Below are 22,459 nucleotides of genomic sequence, written 5' to 3'. Positions count from 1 at the left end.
CCGCCCGGGCCGGGACTCCGCGGAGGGACCGGGGGGCCGGGCCGCCCCCCCCGCCCACCGCTGTACCGGTCAGGGACCGGTGACGGGGTGGATGGTCACCGCGCCGGAGGTGAGGTCCTGCGGTTCGGTGACGTCCACGTCGTAGCCGGCTTCCGGCCGGTTGTCGTACCAGGTCTCGTTGCCGGGATGGTCACCGCTGCTCAATGGCCAGATCACCAGCCGGAAACGGTCGTCGCCGGCCTGACACTGACCGGCCCGGCCGGTGGTGCAGCCGTCGTATCCGTAGTAGACGAAGCCGTACCCGCTCTGGCCGTTGACGGTTGCCTTCCCGCGTGCGGCGACCTTGCCGTCGGGGGTGACCACCAGCCATTCCAGGCCCTTGTTTCCGGCGTCCAGGCGCAGGTTGGTGTTCGCGAGGTAGGCGCTCGCCGTCCCGGTCACCGTGTCGGTGTGGTAGTAGTTCCCGGCCAGGTGGAACGACATCCAGCCGGCGGTGGGCTTCGCGGCCCAGGCGCTCGCCGCCGAGGTGAAGGCGCCGTCGGCGTTGACGAAGCCGGCCTCCGGGTCGTAGACGACGATCATCGTGGTGGCGGTGTCCGAGGCGCCGCCGTCGTCGGTGACGGTGACCGAGATCGTGTACATGCCGGCGTGTGCGAAGGTGTGCCGCCGGTCGCAGGTGTGCGACTCCGCCGGGTAGGTGTCGGCGTCGCCGCCGTCGTCCCAGCGGACCGAGCAGGTGTGCGTGTCGAGGACACCGGGATCGGTGAACGGCGCGTTCAGATTCACCGCGGCGCCCGCCTTGAAGACCTGCCACGGATCCGGGCCGTTGATCCTCACGCTCGGCGGGGCGTTGCGGACCGTGACGGTGGCCCGGTCGGACACCGGCGTGTTGAGACCGTCGTCGGCGGTCAGGGTGACCTCGACGGTGCCCTCGTCGTTGCAGGTGATCCGGGTGACCGGCCGTTCCGGCGTGGCGAGAGTGCAGGACATGCCGTCGCGGCCGGAGGTGACCCGGTAGGTCCACCGGGCCGACGGGGCGCCTTCGAAGTCGTGGACGGCGCCACGCAGCGTGCCGGGTGCGCCCTCGTCGGTGGTGATGTCCTCGCCCGCGTTCACGGTCGGCGCCGAGTCCGGGATGACGCCACCGCCGCCACCGCCGCCGCCCGTGCCGGTGAAGCCGAGCAGGACGTAGAACGGGTCGTTGTGCAGGATGCGCTGCGATTCGTACCAGCCGCCCAGGACGGCGCCACCGGAGGCGTTGTCCGAGCCGTCGATGACCCGCGCGGAGTAGTGGCCGTTGGATTGCGAGGCGCCCTGATAGGTGGACTTGAACGGGTATTCGTCACACTCGAACTGCCCGCCCTGCGAGTAGTCGGCGCCCCACCATTCCCGGCAGGTGCGCACCGCCTCGTTGTTGTTGTCGCGCACGATCGTCGCGTCGTACGGCTCGTAGATGCGGTGCAGTGGCCGGGGTTGATCGGCGAAGGGATCTCCGGCCACCTTCTTGCCTTCCAGCACCGGCCGGGTGTTCTGCGGTTGGTACATGGCGTCGTAGATGTGCAGCGCGGCCTTGCGGTAGTTCTGGTACTCGTCCATCGCCATCGGGAACAGCTCCGACACCCGGTCGAAGACGCACCCGCGGTCGCCCTGTAGATAGGTCGCCTCGTCGCAGCGGTAGCCGTTGTCGCCGGTGTCGTCGGCCACCGTGTTCGCTGCGGGGTAACTCGCGGTCGACTTGATGTGGAAGTCGAAATAGCTGATCTTGTCCACGCCGAGGCCGTACCCCGGATCGGACTGGTAGCGGAAGACGGTGTCGCTGTTGTGCTTCCATTCGGCGATCGTGCGGGGCTCCTCGTCGTCACCCAGCTGATGCAGGCAGGGCGCGCCGTTCCCGTCGCACACCAGGTTCAGTTTGAGCACCATCGCGTCCAGCATCGGATTGTCGGTCTGGATATCGTGGATGCGGGTGGTGAACGAGATCTGGCTGTACCTGGGGTCCAGGGCCGGCTGCGTCGCGTCCCAGCCCTCGCCCTTCGTGGTCATTCGCCAGCTGATGTCGCCGATCTCCTGACTGCGGACACAGACGAAGATTCTGATCTGGCAGACCTCCAGCTCGGTGCTGTACACCACCGTGTGGCACCAGTTGAAGTGGTCGATGACGAAGCCGCCGGACCGGTCGGCCCATTCGTCGGCGGCACATTGCTCGATGGTGGTGCTCGGAGCGCGCAGAGAGGCTCCGGTCTTGGCGTACTGGCCGCGGTGAATGGTTTCCGCCGGGTCGACGGCGGTGGCAGAAGTCTTGGAGCGCGTGGTCTGCGCCTCCTGTGAACTCTTCAAACTGGTGAGCCGGTATTGCCCGCCGGAGGCGGGGGCCGGTTCGGCCGGTGCCGCCTGGGCGACGCCGGTGAAGCCGAACGACAGCACCAACACCGACAGCACGGATGCCATGCGTCTCACTCGGTCATTCCCTCTCGATCGGTTGACTGGGGTCGACGGACCCCTGCACCGCGGGGAAGGGCGCACGCCACATGGCCGGCCGTCGGCCGGCGCTGGGCAGCGGAAAGCTTGGTCATCCCCCGTGGATGGAATCGCTCCCAGAGCTATTCGTCGTCACCCTCGTTGATCGATTCAACAATGTCAATACCCGACGGTCGGCTCCCGGGTGGCGAGAACCAGGGTGGTGCGCAGATCCAGGACCACCGTGCCGCCGAAGCCGTCGACCAGGCGGCCCAGCGCGGTGAGACCTTTCTGCCGCACCTCGGGGGAGTGGCGCAGGAACGGACCGAAGGTCCGGATCAGAGCGAGATAGTCGCCCTTGGCCAGGGGAAGGCTGGTGTTCAAGACCTTCTTCTGTACGCCGGTAAAGCGCCCGGATGCGAGAACGTCGTCGTGGAACCAGTCGATCGGCCGCTCCTGGACGGTCGGGTCGAGGGCATTCAGCGCCTCCTGAACGGCGGCGCCCTGCTCCGGATTTTGGTAGCCGTAGCGGTGACCGAGAACGGCCAGCGTGCCACCGGGCGCGAGCGCGGCGTAGGCGAGATCGTTGCGGCGGCCCGGATCCAGCCAGTGCCACGCCATTGCGCAGGCGATCAGACCGACACCGCCGACCGGAGGCGCCCACTCCTCGAAGGAGCCCGCGTGGATGCTCGCCCCGGGAAACCGTTCGGCGAGCACGGCCGCCATCCGAGGATCCGGCTCGATACAGGTAAGCGGCGCGCCAACGGCGGCGAAGACCTCGGTGCCCTTGCCGGTGCCCGCGCCGATCTCGACCATCGAGGCGGGGGCACCACCGTGATACTCCAGGATCATGTCGGCGACCGCCGGCGGATAACCCGGGCGGGCGGTGTCGTAGAGGCCGGCCACCGTTCCGAACAGCTTCATGGGGCGACCCTAACGGCCGGACCCTTGCTCCAACCGCCGGTCAGTAGGCGACGACCGGTGAACCGCGCAGGTCCACGCGTTTCAGGCCGGCGCCGTCGCGGTCGAGGTTGTACTCGACATAGCCGTCGGCGCTCCAGCCGCCAGCCGCAGGAACGCGCAGCTCCACCTTCTCGCACTTGTAGGCGCCGGTGGCGGTCGCGTTGAGGCGGGGCGCGAGGTTGCAGGTGCCGAGGGCGATGTTCTCGCTGTGCCGTTGCAGGTGGTAGTGCAGGGTGAGCGCGTCGAACCCACGTTCCCCGTCGTCGTCACCGCCCCGGGCCCAGGCGACGTGGGCGTAGGCGCCGCGGGTGGGTGTGCCGTGCAGCAGGCACAGCCGTACGTCCATCCGGGTGTCGCGACCCGGCGTGCCGAAGACGACGTGCCGTGGCGCGCTGCACGTCCCGGCGTCGGCGCGGGCCGGCGGTGCCACGCCGGCGAGCAGTCCTGACCCGAGCAATGTGATGGCGATCAGCCCATGAGTTCCCGTCATGTCAGACACCCCCGTGTGTGGATCTTTCATGATGGAGTACCCATGGGCTGACCAGGAGAAACAGCGTCAGATGAGGTTGATGTAGTCGAGCTCGGCGTAACCCGTGCCGGCCGTCAGGTTCGGTGAGCCCTTGGCCAGGCGGATCATGTTCCAGCCCGCCTTCAGCGTGACCGTGGCGTTCACCGTCGAACCGAACACACCCCACGCGGCGGTCGGCGGGTAGCTGATCGTCTGCCAGCCGCCGCCGTTGTACGCCAGACCGTGCGTGGCCGTCGCCCCGGTCGCGTTGGCGTACCCGATCGTCATCGTGTACGACCGCGCTGCCGGCACGTTGACCAGGAAGTCGACGAACGACTGGTTACGGGGACTCGCCGAACCGTCGATCTGCCCGACGTACCCGCCGTTGGACGCCGAGCCGGACGAGAACCGGTTCGCGTTGACGACAGTGGCGTTCTCCGCCTCGTATCGCTGCTGCCATGTTGACGCACCCGATGCAGGCGTGATCAACAGTTGATACGAATCCCATGCATGCATGCCGGTCACCGGCACACTGATGCTGCCGCTCGACACCGTGTAGGTGGCCGACGACACCGCGATCGGCGCGCTCTGGTTGGTGAACCGGCCGGTCGTGCCGCTACGTGACAGGGTGACCCGCACCTGCGAGCCGAGCGCGCCCAGCCCGTTGACCCGGACCGTGTTGTCGCCGCTGTCCCCGCCGAGCACCACGTTCACGACCTTGCGGGTGCTGTCGTAGGCGGCGACACCCTCCAGCCACGAGCCGGGGACGGTCTGCACGATGTTGCCGGCCATGTCGCCGTACCACTTGTAGGTCCAGTACGACGAGGTCGGCGCGTTGTTGTACAGCAGACCGTTGAGGGTGCCCGCCTCGTACCAGTAGGCACGCTCCGCCGACCGGATGCCGTGCCGCTCGAAGACCGCCATGTAGTGCACGGCCACGCTCGGGATGTCCACCTGGGACGGCGAGGCGTACTCGTTGATCGAGATGGGTCGCGCCGAGATGCCCAGCGACGACTCGATCGCCCGGTAGTCGGCGACGTGCGCCTGCACGTCGAGGTACTTGTCGTTCTCCAGTTCGTGCCAGACGATCACGTCGGGCAGGGTGCCGGTGTCGCGGGCGTTGGTGAGGAAGCTGACCATCCAGTCGTGGTTGTAGACCGAGTGGCTGGGCCCGACGATCGGGGTCACCGTGTCGAGCGTGCGGATCAGTCGATGGGTGCGGGTCCAGCCCGCGTTGAACGTCCCGGCGGCGCTGGTGTTCCAGGTCCAGTCGGGTTCGTTCCACAGCTCGTAGCCGTCGACGTTGGTGGTGGTCGTGGCGTTGAGCCGGGTCTGCACCATGGTGCGGACCTTGGCCTCCCAGTCGGTCCAGCTCACCCACTTGTACGGGAAGTCCTTGTAGATGTCCGGGAGCCGCCAGAACTGCTGGGCGCCGGAACTGGTGACCTTCCCGGCGGCCAGCGCGCCGTCGCAGCAGGGTGTGGTGGCGCCGTTGCCGAGCTGCTGAACCCCGGGCGGCGGCTGGGTCAGGTGGTTGAGCCGGAGCGGGTAGAGCTGCTCCAGCGGCGGCTTGGTTCCGGTGTCCACGGCGTACAGGCCGCCGGAGGCGACATGGGTGACCGGCCGGACGACGGTGCCGACGTTGACGGTGAGGGTGTTGCCGGCGGCCCGTGCCGGGCTGGGAACGGCCAGCCCGGCCAGGACGAGTAGGAGAACTGCGGGTCTGTAGCGCACGGTTCACCTCGGTGGATGGGGGAAGGGGACGGTTTACTCCTCCCGTGGCGCCAGCGGGATCCAGACCCGCATCGGGCCGGGTTCGCGGTTGGCCCACAGGAAGTAGGGGATGGCGGTGACCGTGGTGGTCGCCGCCGGGGGCGGGGCGGTCCGGTTCAGGTCCCGGTAGAGCGGGCCGCCGGACGCCGCCCGCGGGCGGACCCCGACCCGCAACGTGACCGGTGCCAGGCCGCTGCCGTGGTAGGCCACCGCGGCCGGGACCGCCGGGTCGAGTTCCAGATCCTCGAACAGGGCGCCGGCCAGTGGCCCGGACGTGGGCAGGTCGGCGTGTTCCAGGCAGTGCACGAGCGGGCCGCGGGTCAGGGCGACCGCGCCGCGGACGGCGTCCACCCGGGGATGCGCGGCGACCAGGCGGACCGGCATGCTCAGGGTGAGCACGATCCGGTCGCCGGGGTGCCAGATGCGGTGCAGGCGCAGGTACCCGTCCTTGACCTGGTCACGGGACGGGGCCGGGGTGCCGTTGACGGCGAGGCGGGCGTCCGGGCACCAGGCCGGGATCCGCAGCGACAGCGTCCACGGCTGGTCGGACGCCGACGTGACGGTGACGGTGACCTGCTCGTCCCACGGGTACCGGGTCTCCACGGTGACCGTGTGCCCGCCCGCCGCCACCGTGCCGTCGGCGTAGAGGTGCAGTTGAAGACCGTTGTCGTCCCCGGTGGCGGCGTAGGTGTGCAGGGACGCCATCAGCCGGGCCAGGTTCGGCGGGCAGCAGGCGCACTCGTACCAGTCCAGACGGTGACCGGGCGCGTTCTCGCCGCCGCCGTCGTGGCCGGTGCGGCGCTGCAACGGGGTGGAGTAGAAGAACGCGGTCCCGTCGACGGCGGTGCTCGCGGCGATCGCGTTGTAGAGCACCCGCTCCATCTCGTCGGCGTACTTCACCTGGCCGGTGGCCAGCAGCAGCCGCCAGCCGAGCTGGAAACTCGCGATCGCGGCGCAGGTCTCGGCGTAGGCGCGGTCCGGCGGCAGCTCGTAGGCGTCGCCGTAGGCCTCGTCCCGGTGCCGGGAACCCTGCCCGCCGGTGATGTAGGTGCGGCTGTCCAGCGCCGAGTCCCACAGCCGCTCGGTGACCGCGAGCAGCTCCCGGTCACCGGTCTCCACGGCCACGTCGACCGCGCCGGCCAGCAGGTAGAGCTGCCGGACCACGTGGCCGGTCACCTCGTCCGTCTCGCGCAGCGGTCTGTGGTCCTGGTAGTAGGCCGGCCCGAACCGGCCCGGCCCCAGCACCTCGTGGCCACGGTTGTCCAGGAAACGGGCGGCCAGATCGAGGTACGGCCGGTGCCCGGTCACCCGGTACAGCTCGGCGAGGGCGGTCTCGATCTCCGGGTGCCCGTCGGTCTCGCGCGATTGCCCGTACCGTTGCACCAGAAGATCGGCGAAACGGCGCGCGACCGAGACGACCTGCTGGGCCACCGGATCGTCGGGCGCGGAACGTGCCGCGGCGACCGCCGCCTGGATCAGATGGCCGGCCGTGTACATCTCGTGGCTGAAGTGCAGCTCCGTCCACTGCCGCGCCCGGTGCTCCGGATCCTGGAAGTAGGAGTCCAGGTATCCGTCCGCGTCCTGGGCCTTCTCCAGCAGGGCGGCGGCCTCCTCCACGAAAGCCTGTTGGGTGCCCGACCAGAACGCCGCCTCGAGCGTCTTGTGCACATCGGTGTCGGCGAACCAGAAGCCCGTGAACGCGGCGTCGCGGTCCCCGGTGACCCGGCGCAGATTGTCCAGGTTGCCGTGGGTGGACAGCCGGGTGACGCAGTGCGGCAACGTGGACGCCGCGTTGCGTTCCTGCCAGGCGCCGAGCAGACCGTCCGGGGTGAGCCGCACCGCGTCGGCGGGCAGCGGCCGGAGCGCGGCGAGGGCATCGGGCGTGGGCACGACGGGGCCCTGGAGTGCAGACATGTGGTTCCTCAGTCCTTGACTGCGCCGGCGGTGACGCCGGCCGCGACGTAACGCTGGGCGATGATGAGCAGCAGCGTTGCGGGGATGGAGGCGACCACGGCGGTCGCCATGATCGCGTTCCACTGCTGGTTGTTGTTGCCGATGTACTGGTAGATGCCGAGAGTGATCGGCTGGGCGTCACCGCCGCCGTCGAGAGTGCTGGCGAAGACGAAGTCCGACCACGCCCACAGGAACGCGAAGAGCGACACCGTGACGATCGCGTTGCGTGACACCGGCAGGATCACCGAGACGAAGGTGCGCCACCGGCTCGCGCCGTCGATCAGTGCCGCGTCGATCAGCTCGTCGGGGATGCCGGACATGAACGCCGTGAAGATCAGCACGCCGAACGGGACCGCGATGGTGGAGTCCGCCAGGATCAGGCCGGGCACCGTGTTGAGCACACCGAGCCGCAGGTAGATGGCGTAGAAGCCCATCGCCATGATGATTCCCGGGATCATCTGGGCGATCAGCAGCACGAAGCTGAGCGCGCCGCCGCCCTTCGGGCGCAGCTTCGCCAGAGCGAAACCGGCGGGCGCGGAGAGCACGAGGGTCAAGGCCACCGTGCCGAGACCCACGATCAGACTCGTTCCGAGGTACGGCATCTGCTGCTCGATGACGGCGCGGTATCCCTCCAGCGTCCCGTCGAGGGGGAGCACGTGTGGTGGGTCGGCCCGCATGTCGGTGTCCTTGGTGAGCGACACGTTGACCATCCAGTAGACCGGGAACAGCATGACCGCCGTGAAGAACAGCCCGAGCCCGGTCTTGAGGTGCTGCTTCATGCGGCCGGCCAGGTGCGTCCGCGGCGCTCGCCCGCGGCCCGATGATGTGAAGGCGGTCATGCCTGCCTCCTCTGGAATCGGATGTAGAGCAGGCCGAAGAAGAGCGCCATGATGATCAGCAGGTTGCCGACCGCCGCGCCGGGACCGAACTCGGGCAGCAGGTTGCCGAAGCTGAGCCGGTAGGACCAGGTCGCCAGCGTCGTCGACGCGTCCGCCGGACCGCCCTTGGTCATGATCCAGATGATGTCGAAGACCTTGAGCGTGTAGACCAGCCCGAGCAGCAGCGTGATCGCCGAGACCGGCCGCAGCAGCGGGAACGTGATCCGCCGGAACCGCTGCCATCCGGTCGCGCCGTCGATGGCGGCCGCCTCGTACACCTCGGCCGGGATCGCCTGGAGGCCGCTGTACAGCACGACCAGGTTGAACGGGATGCCGATCCAGATGTTGGCGATGATGACGCTGGTCAGTGCCCAGTCCGGCGACGTCAACCAATTGACTGGATCAACATGGATAAACTCAAGTGCGGCGTTGACGATGCCGGAGTCACTGTTGAGCATCCACGTCCATGTGGACGCGCTGACGATCAACGGCAGCAACCACGGGACCAGGAACAGCGCCCGCAACGTTGCCGACAACCTGAAGTTCTGCGCGAAGAACACCGCCAGCGCCAGCCCGATGGAGAACTGGAACGCGATGCTCACGAACGTGAACACCAGTGTGTGCAGCAACGCCGGCCCGAAGGTCGGATCGGCGAACACGGTCCGGTAGTTGTCCAGCCCGGAGAACGGGGCGTCGCCCTGCACGAACGAGCGGACCGTGTAGTGGCGCAGGCTCAGATCGAGGTTGCGGTACAGCGGGTAGGCGTAGAAGGCGACCAGGTAGACGACGACCGGCGCCAGGAACGCCCACGCCGTCCAGTCCCCGGCCCCGCGCCGCCGCCGGGGAGGCCGCGCCCCCGCCCGCGCCTTCGCTTGAGCGGAGGCGGAGGTGGAGGTGGAGGCGCGGGTCATCACGTCGTGTGCCATCGTCACTTGGTGGCTGCGGCGGCCGTGGTCTGCGCCGCCTTGAGCGCGTCGGCGGGGGAGGCCGAGCCGCTCAGCGCCGTCTGGAAGGCGGTCCACATCGGCTGGGAGATCTTCGGGTACCTGGTGCCGAGGTCGTCACTGGTCCGGCCCTTGGCGGCCTTGACCGCGTCGACCCAGACCTTCAGCTCCTCGTTGGCGGCCACCTGCTTCTGCTGCACGGCCTCGGTCGCCGCGATGTAGGAGAGCGTGGTGTCCGTGGTGTAGGCGTTGTCCGCGCTGGTCAGGCAGCCGATCAGCTTCTCGGTCACCGCGTACCGGCCGGTCTTGGCCTGCGCCGGGGCGGTGACGAACTCGCCGCCGGTCGGGGCGGGCGCGGTGCCGCCGGCCTGCGACGGGATCGGGATGATGCCGTACTCGAAACCGGTCTTCTTGGCGTTGGCCAGCTGCCAGGTGCCGTTCTCGCTGAACGCGAAGTCGCCGGTGGCGAACTCCTGCCAGCTGGTGGTCTGGGTGTTGTTGAGGACCGAGTTGGGCGCGTACCCGCTCTTCACCCAGCCGTTCCACAACTCCAGCGCGGCGATGCCCTGGGCCGAGTCGAGCTGGGTCAGGTTCGCGCCGGAACCCCAGAACCAGGGCAGGAACTGGAAGCTGCCCTCCTCGGTGCCGATGGCCGAGAAGGTGATGCCCTTCTTGCCGGACGCCTTCACCTTCTCCAGGGCCGCGGTCAGCGCCGCCCAGTCCTTGATCGCCGCCGGGTCGACGCCGGCGGAGTCCAGGACCGCCTTGTTGTAGTACAGGGCGAGGGTGTTGGCGCCGATCGGGATGCCGTAGGTCTTCCCGCCGATCTGCCCGGCGGCCAGCAGGTTCGGCTCGATCGCCGAGGTGTCCACCTTGAGCTCGTCGGTGGTGGTCAGCACCCCGGCGTCGGCCAGCGTGGAGACCACCGGGTTGTCGACGATCAGCACGTCCGGCGAGTTGCCCTGCTGGGCGGCGAGCAGTGCCTTGTTGGTCAGGTCGGTGGTGTCGTAACCGGTGCGCTCGACGGTGACGCCGGCGTCGGTGCCGCACCTGGTCAGCAGCTTCACCCAGTCCGAGCTGCCGTCGAACTGGGGGTACGGGTCCCAGATGGTGTAGGTGCCACCGGCCTCGCCGCCGGTGTCCCCCGAGCCGGAGGAGGACGAGCAACCCGCCACGAGGCAGGCTGTGATGGCGAACGCGGCCGCGGCGCGGAGGCGGAGCGTGGTCATATGAGTTCCCCTTGGACGCTCGTAGGCAATGTCAAGGAAATCGATTGCCTAGAAGCTAGGTAGCCACTTGTTCCGGTGTCAAGAGCAAGTTACGGTCGGATTACGCGTCGCACCGGCGCCGTCTAGGAAACTGGGGAGGAAACGCTGAGCACCATGGATCGCGCCGTCACCATCAGCCAGGTGGCCGCGCTCGCGGGGGTTTCCACGGGTACGGCGTCGAAGGCGCTCAACGGCCGCGGCGCTCTGCGCCCGGAGACCCGGTTACGTGTTCAGCAGGCCGCCGAGCAGCTCGGATTCGTCGCCAACGCGGCGGCCCGCAGCCTGCAGACCGGCCGCACCTACACGGTCGGCATGATCACCACGGACAGCATCGGCCGGTTCAGCATCCCGCTGCTCATCGGCGCCGAGGACGCGCTCGGGGCGGGTCAGATGTCGGTGTTCCTGTGTGATGCCCGCGACGACCCGATCCGCGAGCAGTACTACCTGCGCACCCTGCTCAGCCGCAAGGTCGACGGCATCATAGTGACCGGCCGGCGCACCCAGGCCCGCCAGCCGATCGGCCGTGACCTGCCGGTTCCCGTCGTCTACGCGTTCATCAGCTCGGCCGACGCGCGGGACTGCTCGGTCGTGCCGGACGAGGCCGACGGCGCCCGCCGCGCCATCCGGCACCTGCTCGCGGTCGGCCGCCGCCGGATCGCCCACGTCACCGGCCCGGAGCACCACCACTCGGCACAGATGCGGGCGGCCGGCGCGGCCGACACCCTGGCCGCCGAGGGTCTCCGGCTGGCCACCCCGGTCCTGTACGGGGAGTGGAGCGAGGCGTGGGGCCGCCAGGCCGCCGGGATCCTGCTGTCCACCGGCGCCGATGTGGACGCGGTGTTCTGTGGCAGCGACCAGGTGGCCCGTGGCCTGGCGGAGGGGCTGCGCGACGCCGGCCGGGAGATCCCGGGGGACATCGCGCTGGTCGGCTTCGACAACTGGGACGTCATGGTTGACGGCTCCCGGCCCGCTCTGACCAGCGTGGACATGGATCTGGAGGGGATCGGCCGGACCGCCGCCGAGATGCTGCTCGCGGCGATCAACGGCGAGCCGGTGCACGGTCACCAGGCGCGCCCGTGCCGCCTGGTCCCGCGCGCCTCCACCGCCGTCTGACCCCGGCCGGCTGTCAGGGTTGTCTCAGCGCCCTCGAAACAGCCCTGACAGCCAGCCGGGCCCCGGTGGCCCGTGCGGCGCCAGCCGCCCGATCAGGCTAGGCAATCGTTTTCCTCAAGGCATTGACGAGCTTCGCTGGGTCACGTAACTTGGCCGAAACGACTCCCGTGTTAACGCTCACATCAGCGTTGGAGAACGCATGCCCGGAAGAAGAAGCCTGTCCACGGCGGTCGCGGCAGGCCTGCTGACCGCCACCCTGCCGACGATCCCCGCGCTGGCAGCCGACGTACCCACCCCCGTCGTCGCCTACGAGTTCGACGCCGACGACCTCACCACCGGCGTCGTCACCGACACCTCCGGCAACGGCCTCGACGGCACCCTCGTCAACGGCGCCACCGCGGCACTGGTCGACGGGCGCGACGGCGGCCACGCCCTCCAACTGCCCGGCGGTGCGCCGACCTCGAACGGCGCCTACGTCACCGTTCCACGGAAGGTGCTCGACGGGCGTACCGACCTGACCGTCTCCGCCCGCGTCAGGTGGGACGGCACCACGGCGCCCTGGCAGTGGATCTACGCGCTCGGCAAGGACACCAGCCGCTACCTGTTCAGCACGCCGTACAACGGGGACGGGAAGCTGCGCACCGCCGTCACCAAGGACTGGGCCGGCGCCGAAGCGCAGGTCACCGGCTCGGCCGCGCTGCCCGCCAGCGCCTGGAAGACGGTCACGGTCACCCTCGGCGGGGGACGGCTCACCACGTACCTCGACGGGGTCCCCGTCGCGGAAGCGACGACCACCGCGACCGCGGCCGACCTGATCGACGCCGGCACCGCGAGCGCCGGCTTCATCGGCCGCTCCTTCTACCCGGATCCGCTGTTCGACGGCGCGGTCGACGACTTCCGCGTCTACGGCTCGGCGCTCACCGCCGCGCAGGTCGCCGACGAGTTCGGCGCCGAGATCCCGACGGTGACCGCGCTGTCACAGACGACGTTCGAGGTCCGCACCACGATCGGGACCGCGCCCGCGCTGCCCGCGTCGGTCACCGCCGACTTCACCGACGGCTACGACCGGCAGGTCCCGGTCACCTGGGACCCGGTCGACCCGGCGGAGTATGCCCAGCGCGGCACCTTCAGCGTGGCCGGAACCGCGGCGGGCACCCCGGTCTCCGCCACCGTCACCGTGATCCGCGAGGGCGAGCTCACCATCGACCTGGCCGCCACCACCGGCGACTTCCACGGCGGCGCCTCCGGAACCCTCTACGGCCTGTACGCCGACGGCGTCCCCAACGACAACCTGATCGAGGGCATGCGCCTGCGCACCGTCTCGACCAAGGCGCAGGACGGCCCCCAGCACCCCGGCGCCGACGCCCTCGAGGTGGTCAAGCCGCTCGCCGACAGCACCGACGGCGACGTCTACATCTACATGACCGACATCCACCGCGGCTTCCCCTACCAGTGGCCGGGCGGTACACCCGAGGAGAAACTCGCCACCTACCGCGAGAAGATCGCTCAACAGGTGGATCAAGTGCTCAAGCTTGACGAGGTGTATCAGGACAACATCGTCTTCGTGCCGTTCAACGAGCCCGAGGGCAACATGTTCGGCACCGGCGAGTGGAGCTACAACGGGGTCAGCTGGCTCAGCGACCCGGACGACTACTTCGCCGCCTGGGACGACTTCTACCGGCTCATCAAGCGGAAGATGCCGTCCGCACGGATCGCCGGACCCAACACCAGCATCCTGTTCGAGCAGGTGAAGGGCTTCCTGGAGCACACCGTCGAGGCCGGCACCGTGCCGGACGTGATCACCTGGCACGAGCTGAGCCACCCGGAGGCGGTCCGCGACAGCGTCGTGAAGTACCGCGCCTGGGAGAAGGAGATCCTGCCCGGCCGGGAACTGCCGATCAACATCAACGAGTACGCGTTCAACTACCACACCAGCGTGCCCGGCCAGATGATCCAGTGGATCTCGGCGATCGAGGAGTCCAAGGTCGACGCCGACATCGCCTACTGGAACATCGACGGCAACCTGTCCGACTCGGCGGTGCAGGCCAACCGCGGCAACGGGCAGTGGTGGCTGTACAACGCCTACGGCAGCATGACCGGCCAGACCGTCAAGGTGACGCCGCCCTACCCCGGCCAGAACTACACGCTCCAGGGTGTGGCCGGTCTCGACGAGGCCAAGAAGCAGGCCCGCGTCATCTTCGGCGGGGCCACCAGCGCCGGCTACATCCGGTTCGACAACGTGCCCAAGTACTTCGGGAAGACCGTGCACGCCTGGATCCGGGAGATTCCGTGGACCGGGCAGGTCGGCGACTCGGCCCAGCCCCGGCTCCTTGCCGAGAAGGACGTGACGGTCGCCGGCGGCGGGATCGCGTTCGAGTTCGACCGGCTCAGCGAGGCTTCCGCGTACGAGATCGTCTTCAGCCCCGCCGGTGAGAGTGACCGGACCGCGGCCTCGCCCACCACCTGGCAGGGTTCCTTCGAGGCCGAGGCGGCCACCTACACCGGCGGCGGTTACAGCAGGAACGGGCCGGAGGGCTCGCCGCGCGACGTCTCGAAGTTCTACACGTCCGGCGCCTACAACGTCGGCGGCCTGCGCACCGGCAGTGACGGCGTGCTCGACTTCACCGTCACCGTGCCCAGCGACGGTCTCTACGACTTGAGCGTATTCGCCAACTCACTCAACACGTTCGACCTCGTCAAGGAGCAGGGGCCGACCAATGTGTTCCTGCGTGTCGACGGTGCCGCCGAACAGGAGGTGTTCCTGCCGCTCGGCTACAAGTGGGTGGTCTGGGACCACGCCGACACGACGGTGCGGCTGACCGCCGGCGAGCACACCATCTCCCTGGCCGCGCGCAGCCTGGACGGCGCGAAGGCCACCAAGGGCGACGCGATCATCGACCGGATCACGCTGGACCTACCGAATCCGGCCGCCGCCACCGACGTGTACGAGGCGGAGCTCGCCTCCCTCGCCGGCGGCGCGAAGCCGGTCTACGCGGGCCGGAAGACCTCCGGATCGGGCGTCGCCGACCTGGGCCGCGGCGGCACCGCCACGTTCTGGGTGTACTCGGAGGCCGACGCCGCGGCCGTGCTCGACGCCGGAGTCACCGGCGGCTCGGTCGAGATCGAGGTCAACGGCCTCGCGGTCGGCGGATCCAGGTCGACGGCCGTCTCCCTCTCCGGCGGCGTCAACAAAGTCAAGATCAAGGGCAAGACGAGGGGTACGGCCATCGACCGCCTCTCCGTCCGGTCCTCGACAGCCCTGCCCGTCAACGAGGCGAAAGCCCTTCCCGCGACCGTTCTGGAAGCGGAAGCCGCGCAACTCGCCGGCACCGCCACGGTCACCGCGAAGTCCCTGGCCAGCGGCGGTTCAGCGGTCACCGGCGTCGGCGGCGAACCGGGCAACGCCAACACCCTCACCTTCACCGTGAACGCCGCGAAACCCGGCACCTACGCCATGCGCGTCCGCTACGCCAACCCGGAACAGGCGGTCGCCACCCACTACAACCCCGACCCGCTCGCCCGGCCCGCCGACATCTCGGTCAACGGCGGCCCGGCGAAACGAACACTGTTCCCGCACAGCTTCCACGACAACAACTTCTGGGAGCTGTCCATCCCGGTCGTCCTCAGACGCGGCGCGAACACCATCGCGTTCTCGTCCGAGGAACTGCCCAACTTCGACGGTACGACCTACGCCTCCGGCACCTGGCCGGATGTGCTGCTGCGCTCGAAATACGCCCCGGTCATCGACAGGATCACCGTGGCCCCGTTCAGCGCACCCGCCCACTGACCCGACGGCGGGCCGGCACGAGCCGGCCCGCCGTTGCGTAGGGTGACCGGATGTCGCCGCCATCGATATCCCGTCTCGATCGCATCGCCCACCGCTGCGCCCGGATCACCGAGTCCCGGGCCTTCGAGGTGATCATCGTGGTGATGATCGGCGCGAACGCGGTGCTGCTGGCCGTCGAGACCTACCCGCACAGCGACGACGTGGCCCGCCTCCTGCACGGCCTCGAATGGGTGTTCCGGATCGTGTTCGTCGCCGAGATCGCGATGCGCATCCTGGCCTACGGACGGCATCCGCGCGACTTCTTCCACCACGGCTGGAACGTCTTCGACTTCGTGGTCATCGTCGCCGTCTTCATCCCCGGCCTGCACGGCGACTCGGCCGCCCTGCGGGTCATCCGGATCGCCCGGGTGCTGCGGCTGGTCCGCTTCTCACCCGGCCTGCGCACGATCGTGGCCGCCCTGCTGCGCAGCCTGCCCGGCGTCGGTGGCTTCCTGGCCCTCGCCCTGGTCACCCTCTACGTCTACGGCATGGCCGGCTGGCTGATCTTCCAGGACTCCGACCCCGAACAGTACGGCACCCTGGGCCGCGCGGTGCTCACCCTGTTCGTGTTGCTCTCCCTGGAGACGTTGCCGGACCTGATCGCTCAAGGCTTGCAGTTGTCACCGTGGACTCTCGTCTACTACGTCAGCTATGTACTGATCACCGTCAACCTGCTCGTCAACATATTGATCGCGGTTATCGTCAACTCGATGGAGGAGGCCCGTCGACTGGAGATGACCGAGAGCCTCGGCACCGACGAGGACCGCGACGGCGTACCCGACGAGATCGACCGGATCCTGGTGAGCCAGCGCCTCGACGAACTGCGCACCCTGCTCACCGACCTGGAGCGGGAGCTGCGGATCGACCGCCGAGGCTGACCGCCGCACGGACGGCCGGCGCCACCTCGTTGGCCCAGCGGCCCAGCGTCACACCGTCCGGCGTGCCGCCGGTGGGGGAGAAGAGCGTGAACCCGGCCGCATTGTGCTCGACGACCGCGCCGGTCAGCTCCTCCACCCACTGCGCGGGCGAGCCACCGAGCCAGCGGCCGTCACCGTCGCGGGTGGCCGGCAGCGGCCGCTCGGTGATCCGCCCCGGCAGGTTGTAGATCGTGGCGACCTCGGACGCATCCCGGCCCACCGCGGCGGCGGCCTCGTCGATCACCGGCCGTGACTCCCGGTAGCGGGCGCTCAGCCAGTCGGCGGCGTGACCGGGGATCCAGCCGTCCGCGACCCGGCCGGTCACGGCCAGCGACTTCCGGCCCACCGACCCGGTCCACACCTTCGGCGCCCCGACCGGCGCCGGCTCCAGATCGGTCACCCGGTAGTGCCTGCCCTCGAAGGTGACCGGGTCGCCGCCGCCGGACAGCAGCCGGATCAGCACGATCGCCTCCTCGAACGCCTCCACCGCCTCACCCGCCGACAGTCGCGGCACACCCATGTCGGCGATCCGGTCCCACAGGCCGCCCGCGCCCATGCCGAGCACGACGCGTCCGCCGGAGAGGGCGGAGAGCGTCCCGACCGTACGGGCCAGCATCGCCGGCGGCCGGGTCGGCAGATTGGTGACGTTCGCCAACCCGGCGATCCGCTCGGTGCGCCCCAGCACCAGGCCGATCGCGGCGTAAGCGTCCAGCCGCCCGCCGAGATACGGATGGTCGGACAGCGAGAAATGGTCCAGCCCGTCCCGGTCCGCCTGCGCGGTCAGGCGCAGCCACTCCGGGCCGTCGGCGATCCCGTCGTGCGCGCCGAAACCGAAGACGACGTTGTGCATGATTACTCCCACGTGTCGTAGTTCGTACTCCGAACTATGTATAGTTCGTAGCACGAACTCGCAGCGTTGCGCTAGGCTTTCCCGGTGGCCGAGCCGGAGGATCAGATCGGAGTCGTCGCCGCACTCGTGCGCACGGCGTTCCTGGTCAACGCTGTCTATGCTGAGTCGGCCCGCGAGTTCGGCCTCACCCAGCAACAGGGCCAGCTGCTCTGCGTGCTGATGCCCCAGGCCTATGCGATGGGCGAGTTGAGCACCATTCTCGGCCTCGCCAAATCCAGCCTCACCGGCCTCGTCGACCGCACCGAACGTAACGGCCTGGTCCGCCGCGGCCCCGATCCACGCGACCCGCGAGGCATCCGCGTGACCCTCACCCCCGCCGGTGCCGAACTCGCCGACCGCTTCTACACCGAAACCTGCCGCCGCGTCGCCGAGCTACCCGCCACCCTGAGCGACCAGGAACGCGACACGGTTGCCGGCCTCCTCAGCCGGGTGATCCACGACAACCAGGTGCCCGTCGTCTTCGGTGAAACCCTTTGAACCCCCTTCATCGGTACGGCGTTCGCCGCCCCCGCCGAATCCACCCCGCCCCGCCGGCTCCACGCGAGGCGCTGCAACGCGAGCCCGTGACGCGCCCGCCGGGCTGAGATCGGTGGCCGGGCAGGAGGACACCGATGGCAAGGCCGCCTACGGCGCGTGCGCACCCCAGGATCGCGCCACGATCCTGATCGACAACCGCGACTTCGCCGCTCCCAGGATCATCCGCGAACGGTAGGCGGATCTCCCCGGGGCCACGTCGCGGGACTGGGTCGGACACCGGACAGGCCCTACGCTGTGCTGGTCAGCGGGCGTTCGCGCGGTGAGGTGAGCATGGGGTTGCGGCACGGATCCGGCGAGGCGGAGCGGCTGCAACGGGCCGCCGCCGTGGAGCTCACCCGGGCGATGGAGGACGACGACCCGGCCGCCTATGAGCGCGCCACCGACCTGCTCGAACAGGTGCTGCGGATGTTCGGGCCGGGCGTTCCACAGTGGGCGCCACTGCACGCCGCCTGCGGGAACGCGCTGCTGCGCCGGTTCCAGCTGACCGGGGACATCGCCGTGCTCCGCGAATCGGTGCGGTGCGGTCAGGTGGCCGTCGACGCGGCCGGAGCCGTGGACGCGGAGACCCGGGCGGTCCTGCATCACCAGCTCGCGGTGGCGCTGCGGCACCTGTTCGAGGCCCGGGGCAACCCGGACGACCTGGAAGCGGCGCTGCTCAGTGCCCGTCTCTCGATCGCCGTGCCGATCCCCGACCAGGACTTTCTGGCCTCCTGTCAGGCACAACTCGGCGTACTCCTGCGGCTGCGGCACCTGATCAGCGGGTCGGTCGCCGACATCGACGATGCCGTGACGGTGTGCCGGCAGGCGGTGGCCGCGGCGCCGAAGCCCGGTGCGGACCGGGCGTCCCATCTGAACAATCTGGCGTCCGCGCTGTGGGCCCGCTTCGAACAGGACGGCGGCATGCGCGATCTGGAGGACGCGGTGCAGGCCGCCGAACAGGCGCTGGACGCCTCATCGGACGGGCACCCGGAACGACCGCTGATCATGGGCACGCTCGGGACGGTCCTGCGCTACCGCGGCGAGCGCACCGGGTCAGCCGAGGACCTCGACACCGCCCTCGACCTGCTGGACCGGGCGGTCGCCGCCACCGAACGGCCGTCGGCGCGCTGGCCGCTGTACATCGCCAACCGGGCCGCCGTGTTCCGCGCCCGGTTCGATCTGTCCGGCGCCGACGAGGACCTCGACCGGGCCGTCACCGAGACCGCGGCCGCCCTGCAACGCCCCGACCTGGTCGGCGCCGAATACCCGGGCATGCTGGTCAACCTGGCGACCGCCCGGGCGGTACGGTTCGCGCGGCGGGGCGCGGCCGCAGATCTCCGCGACGCCGTGGCAGCGCTGCGGAAAGCGCGGGCACTGCTGTCCGGCGAGGACCCGCGGCGGGCCGTGGTCACCGCCGAACTGGGCTCCTGCCTGCTCGGCCGCCACGACCGCACCGGCTCCGCGGACGATCTGGACGAGGCGGTCCGCCTCCTCCAGGAGGCGGCGCTCCCCGGCCTGACGGCCCTCTCCGGCCCGGGGGCGTCTCCCGGCTCGCTCTCCGATCCCGGCGCGATTCCCGATCCGGGGATGTCTCCCGGCACGCAGGCGTTTCCCGACCCGGCGGCGACCGCCGATCCCGCGCGGGCGGAGGATGACGCTTCCTCTCCCGGTGGCAGTGATCGTGGTTCTTCCCGCGGCGGTAGCGGTGGCGGTTCCTCACGCGGTGCCAGAGGTGGCAGGTCACTTCCCGGCGGCACCGCCGACAGGGAGCAGGCCGCGGGCTGGCTGGTCAACCTGAGCCATGTACTGCGACGACGCTGGCAGGAACGGGGCGATCCCGCCGATCTGGACGCGGCGGTCCGGCACGCCGCAACGGCGGCGCAACGGCTCGCGGCGGTCGACCCCCGGCGGATCGCCGCGCTGACCGCCGAGGGCGTCGCCCGGTACGACCGTTTCCAGAGCCGGGGCGACGCCACCGATCTGGCGGCCGGCATCGCGGTGCTCGGCGAGGCCCTGGACCGGGCCGGGGGCCGGCGACCCGGGCATGGCCTGCTGCTCAGCGCCTATGGGGCCGCACTCGCCGCCCGAGCCGAGCGGACCGGCCGGTCCGGCGATCTACGCGGTGCCATCTCCTACTGGCGGGAGGCGTCCGCGACCGGTGCCGCGCATGTCACCGACCGTCTCGACGCGGCCGTCCGCTGGGGTCAGACGGCGGCCGCGTCCGGAAAGCCACGGCTGGCGGCCGAGGGATACCGGACCGCGGTGACCCTGCTGGACCTGCTCGCCTGGCGAGTGCTGGACAGCGGAGACCAGCGGCACCGGCTCGCCGCCTGGCCCGGCCTCGCCGCCGACGCCGCGGCCTGTGAGATCGCCGCCGCCGCGGCCGCCTGTGAGGTCACCGCCGACGCCTGTGAGATCACCGCCGATCCGGCCGCGGCGGTCAGCGGCCTGGAAACGGGCCGGTCGGTCCTCTGGTCCCAGCTGCTCGACCTCCGTGCCGACGTCCGGGACCGCTATCCGAACCTGCCGCCCGATCTGGCCACCCGGCTGAACCGGGTCCGCCAGACCCTGGACCGACCCGCCACCTGAAGACGGCTCGCGAGACAGGCCGGTTCACGGCGCACGAGCACCCGTGGTCCAGGTTCGCGTTTCCCTTTCAGCATCTTTCCCGGTACGCGTGACGCCGCCCCGTCCTGTCAGGACCGTTCCGCCCTCCCGCGCGAGCTTTCTGCCACTGCGGCCTGTGCCGTGCCCACCGGGCGGGCGGTGGGGCCGGATGCTCGGCGTGATCGGGCGGGGACCACGGTGGGTGGCCGGGTCTGCCGGACCACCGAGCTCAGCCCGGCGGGCGCGGCACAGGCTGGAGTGGCAGGAAGCTCGCGGGGAGCCGCGGGGCGATCAGGATTCTTCGGGGGCGGCCTTTGCCCGTACCGGAAAGGGTTATGGGCCTGTGTGGGCGAAGGGGGTCCAGACGCTGGGCTGGTCGGGGTGGTCGCGGCGGAGTTCGCGGACCGCGTGGTGCAGGGCCTCGGCGGCGCGGTCGGCGTCGAGGACGCCGTTGTGGGCGAGGCGTTCGTAGACGCGTTCGGCCACCTGGGCGGCTTCGGCGTCCAGGACCGACCAGAGGGTGGCCACGACGTGCCGGAAGCCGGTGTAGTGCAGGGCCGCGGCCAGGGTGATCGCCTCGTCGGGGAGGGTGACGCCGCCGACCGCGGTCTTGCAGCCGGACAGGTAGGCGAAGTCGCCGCGATGCTGCTGGGCGCTCAGATCGGTGACGGTGAGCATGCCGTCGTGCACCAGGACGCCGCCGTGGGACGGATCGGCCAGGTTCTGTTCGCCGTGGCAGGCGAAGTGGGCCCAGCGGTGGCCGCGCATCTCGCGCAGCACGTCGTCTCGCGTGGCGCGGGAACCGATCAAATCGGTGTATTTGTCGCCGAACAGGCGGGCGACCAGGCGTTCCTCGACGCGGACGTTCGGCAGGGAGGCCTGTCCCTGGGTTTCCGGCATCCCGACGAAGAGCATCCGCGCGGCGCCGGCCTCGGCGTCCGGTTGGGGGCGGCGGGCCTCGACGAGGGCGCGGAGCGTCGGGGTGTACGACGAGATGACCCGGTCGATGACGGCCGCTCCGGGGGTCGCGTGGTCGCCGGCCGCGTGGATCGGCAGCAGGGTGAGCGGGCCGGTCGGGCACCACCAGACGCGTGGCCACTCCCCGTCGGCGGGCGGGGGCGCCGTGTGGCCGAGATGGTCGAGCACGGGCCGGGCGAACGACTCCCACATCCAGCGCAGGCAGTCGTCCAGGAGGGATTCGACGTCGTCGGTCACGCCCTCGACGACCAGGTCCCGCTGGTCGCCGCGCAGCACCCGGAGCTGCCGGTCGCCGACCGCGCCCAGGTACGACTCGACGCGCTCGCCGACGATGTCCTGGGTGAGGTCCGGCAGGGGGATCGTGGTGACCTCGGTCTCGTGCACGATCAGGGCGTCGCAGCGCCAGCGGCTCACGTTGATGATCACGACGGGGCCGCCGGACGCGGCCGGGAGCAGGGTCTCCAGCCTCGGTGGGCGCAGGAAGTCCTCGAAACCCTCGATGGCGCGGACCTGTTCGACCAGGTCGTCCCACTCGCGGGCGAGGGCCATCCGGCGGTCGACGTCCTGGGTGAAGCGCTCGGGGCTGCCGGGCATCATCGCCCCATCAAACCCGATGATCGTCCGCAGTGGAACCGGCGGAACGTCCGACCCCGGACGGCTGCCGGTGGACGGCGCGACGCCCCAGCCGCAGGGGGATCGGCTGGGGCGTCGCTGCTTGCGAGGGGGTGTCAGTAGCCGAAGTCCTGGGTGTAGTAGGGGGTGCCGTTGGCGGCGTAGGCGACGCCGACGCCGACGGTCTTGGATTTGCAGTTGAGGATGTTGGCGCGGTGGCCGGGGCTGTTCATCCA

Annotated in this window: 17 protein-coding genes; 6 read left to right on the top strand and 11 right to left on the bottom strand. The window is 70.1% G+C overall.

Going from position 1 to position 22,459, the window contains the following annotated elements; genetic code table 11:
• Positions 1–69: 69 nt before the first annotated feature.
• From KZ829_RS40675 to KZ829_RS40640, 8 genes are all read right to left on the bottom strand, one after another.
• Positions 70–2,448, bottom strand: coding sequence for a PKD domain-containing protein (locus KZ829_RS40675; protein WP_220149170.1), 2,379 nt, complete (start codon positions 2,446–2,448; stop codon positions 70–72).
• A 189-nt stretch (positions 2,449–2,637) separates the two neighbouring features.
• On the bottom strand, positions 2,638–3,381 hold the full coding sequence (locus tag KZ829_RS40670) for a class I SAM-dependent methyltransferase (protein ID WP_220149169.1): 744 nt from the start codon (positions 3,379–3,381) through the stop codon (positions 2,638–2,640).
• Positions 3,382–3,421: 40 nt separating this feature from the next.
• Positions 3,422–3,910 carry a hypothetical protein gene (locus tag KZ829_RS40665; protein WP_220149168.1) on the bottom strand — a complete coding sequence of 163 codons (489 nt, stop codon included), beginning with the start codon at positions 3,908–3,910 and terminating at the stop codon, positions 3,422–3,424.
• A gap of 66 nt (positions 3,911–3,976) precedes the next feature.
• A complete protein-coding gene (locus KZ829_RS40660) occupies positions 3,977–5,662 on the bottom strand; it encodes a carbohydrate-binding protein (protein WP_220149167.1) in 1,686 nt (561 codons plus the stop codon).
• Between the two features lie 33 nt (positions 5,663–5,695).
• Complete coding sequence (locus tag KZ829_RS40655; protein WP_220149166.1) at positions 5,696–7,615, bottom strand: glycoside hydrolase family 127 protein; 1,920 nt, start codon at positions 7,613–7,615, stop codon at positions 5,696–5,698.
• Positions 7,616–7,623: 8 nt separating this feature from the next.
• On the bottom strand, positions 7,624–8,433 hold the full coding sequence (locus KZ829_RS40650) for a carbohydrate ABC transporter permease (RefSeq protein ID WP_220149203.1): 810 nt from the start codon (positions 8,431–8,433) through the stop codon (positions 7,624–7,626).
• A gap of 56 nt (positions 8,434–8,489) precedes the next feature.
• On the bottom strand, positions 8,490–9,458 hold the full coding sequence (locus KZ829_RS40645; RefSeq protein WP_220149165.1) for a carbohydrate ABC transporter permease: 969 nt from the start codon (positions 9,456–9,458) through the stop codon (positions 8,490–8,492).
• Positions 9,459–9,460: 2 nt separating this feature from the next.
• Positions 9,461–10,705, bottom strand: coding sequence for a sugar ABC transporter substrate-binding protein (locus tag KZ829_RS40640; protein ID WP_220149164.1), 1,245 nt, complete (start codon positions 10,703–10,705; stop codon positions 9,461–9,463).
• Between the two features lie 153 nt (positions 10,706–10,858).
• On the opposite strand from KZ829_RS40640, the gene KZ829_RS40635 reads away from it, so the two are divergent.
• The 3 genes from KZ829_RS40635 (at position 10,859) to KZ829_RS40625 (ending at position 16,561) form a co-directional block, all read left to right on the top strand.
• Entirely contained in the window at positions 10,859–11,857 is a 999-nt protein-coding gene (locus KZ829_RS40635) for a LacI family DNA-binding transcriptional regulator (RefSeq protein ID WP_220149163.1), read from the top strand.
• Positions 11,858–12,056: 199 nt separating this feature from the next.
• On the top strand, positions 12,057–15,644 hold the full coding sequence (locus KZ829_RS40630) for a LamG-like jellyroll fold domain-containing protein (protein ID WP_220149162.1): 3,588 nt from the start codon (positions 12,057–12,059) through the stop codon (positions 15,642–15,644).
• 50 nt (positions 15,645–15,694) lie between these two features.
• Positions 15,695–16,561, top strand: coding sequence for an ion transporter (locus KZ829_RS40625; protein ID WP_220149161.1), 867 nt, complete (start codon positions 15,695–15,697; stop codon positions 16,559–16,561).
• On the opposite strand, the gene KZ829_RS40620 is transcribed toward KZ829_RS40625, so the two are convergent.
• Positions 16,518–17,450 carry an LLM class flavin-dependent oxidoreductase gene (locus tag KZ829_RS40620; RefSeq protein WP_220149160.1) on the bottom strand — a complete coding sequence of 311 codons (933 nt, stop codon included), beginning with the start codon at positions 17,448–17,450 and terminating at the stop codon, positions 16,518–16,520. The two genes, KZ829_RS40625 and KZ829_RS40620, sit on opposite strands and share 44 nt — an antisense overlap.
• Positions 17,451–17,534: 84 nt before the next feature.
• Here KZ829_RS40620 and KZ829_RS40615 point away from each other — a divergent pair, with 84 nt between their 5' ends.
• The 3 genes from KZ829_RS40615 (at position 17,535) to KZ829_RS40610 (ending at position 20,615) form a co-directional block, all read left to right on the top strand.
• The gene (locus KZ829_RS40615; protein ID WP_220149159.1) at positions 17,535–17,987 is read left to right on the top strand and encodes a MarR family winged helix-turn-helix transcriptional regulator; all 453 of its coding nucleotides are present in this window, start codon (positions 17,535–17,537) and stop codon (positions 17,985–17,987) included.
• 112 nt (positions 17,988–18,099) lie between these two features.
• Positions 18,100–18,222 (top strand): hypothetical protein, encoded by a 123-nt coding sequence (locus KZ829_RS44330; protein ID WP_281428361.1) that lies wholly within the window; start codon positions 18,100–18,102, stop codon positions 18,220–18,222.
• A gap of 95 nt (positions 18,223–18,317) precedes the next feature.
• Positions 18,318–20,615, top strand: coding sequence for a tetratricopeptide repeat protein (locus KZ829_RS40610; protein WP_220149158.1), 2,298 nt, complete (start codon positions 18,318–18,320; stop codon positions 20,613–20,615).
• 351 nt (positions 20,616–20,966) lie between these two features.
• Here KZ829_RS40610 and KZ829_RS40605 read toward each other — a convergent pair whose 3' ends face one another.
• The gene (locus tag KZ829_RS40605; RefSeq protein WP_220149157.1) at positions 20,967–22,208 is read right to left on the bottom strand and encodes a CHAT domain-containing protein; all 1,242 of its coding nucleotides are present in this window, start codon (positions 22,206–22,208) and stop codon (positions 20,967–20,969) included.
• Between the two features lie 131 nt (positions 22,209–22,339).
• On the bottom strand, positions 22,340–22,456 hold the full coding sequence (locus KZ829_RS40600; RefSeq protein WP_372453895.1) for a CAP domain-containing protein: 117 nt from the start codon (positions 22,454–22,456) through the stop codon (positions 22,340–22,342).
• Between the last annotated feature and the right edge of the window lie 3 nt (positions 22,457–22,459).

Origin of the sequence: Actinoplanes hulinensis, from assembly GCF_019429605.1 — a bacterium.
In the GTDB taxonomy this organism is placed as follows: Bacteria; Actinomycetota; Actinomycetes; order Mycobacteriales; family Micromonosporaceae; genus Actinoplanes; species Actinoplanes campanulatus.
The sequence above is the reverse complement of the archived record's forward strand: the minus strand, read 5'-3'. Positions and strand labels throughout refer to the sequence as shown.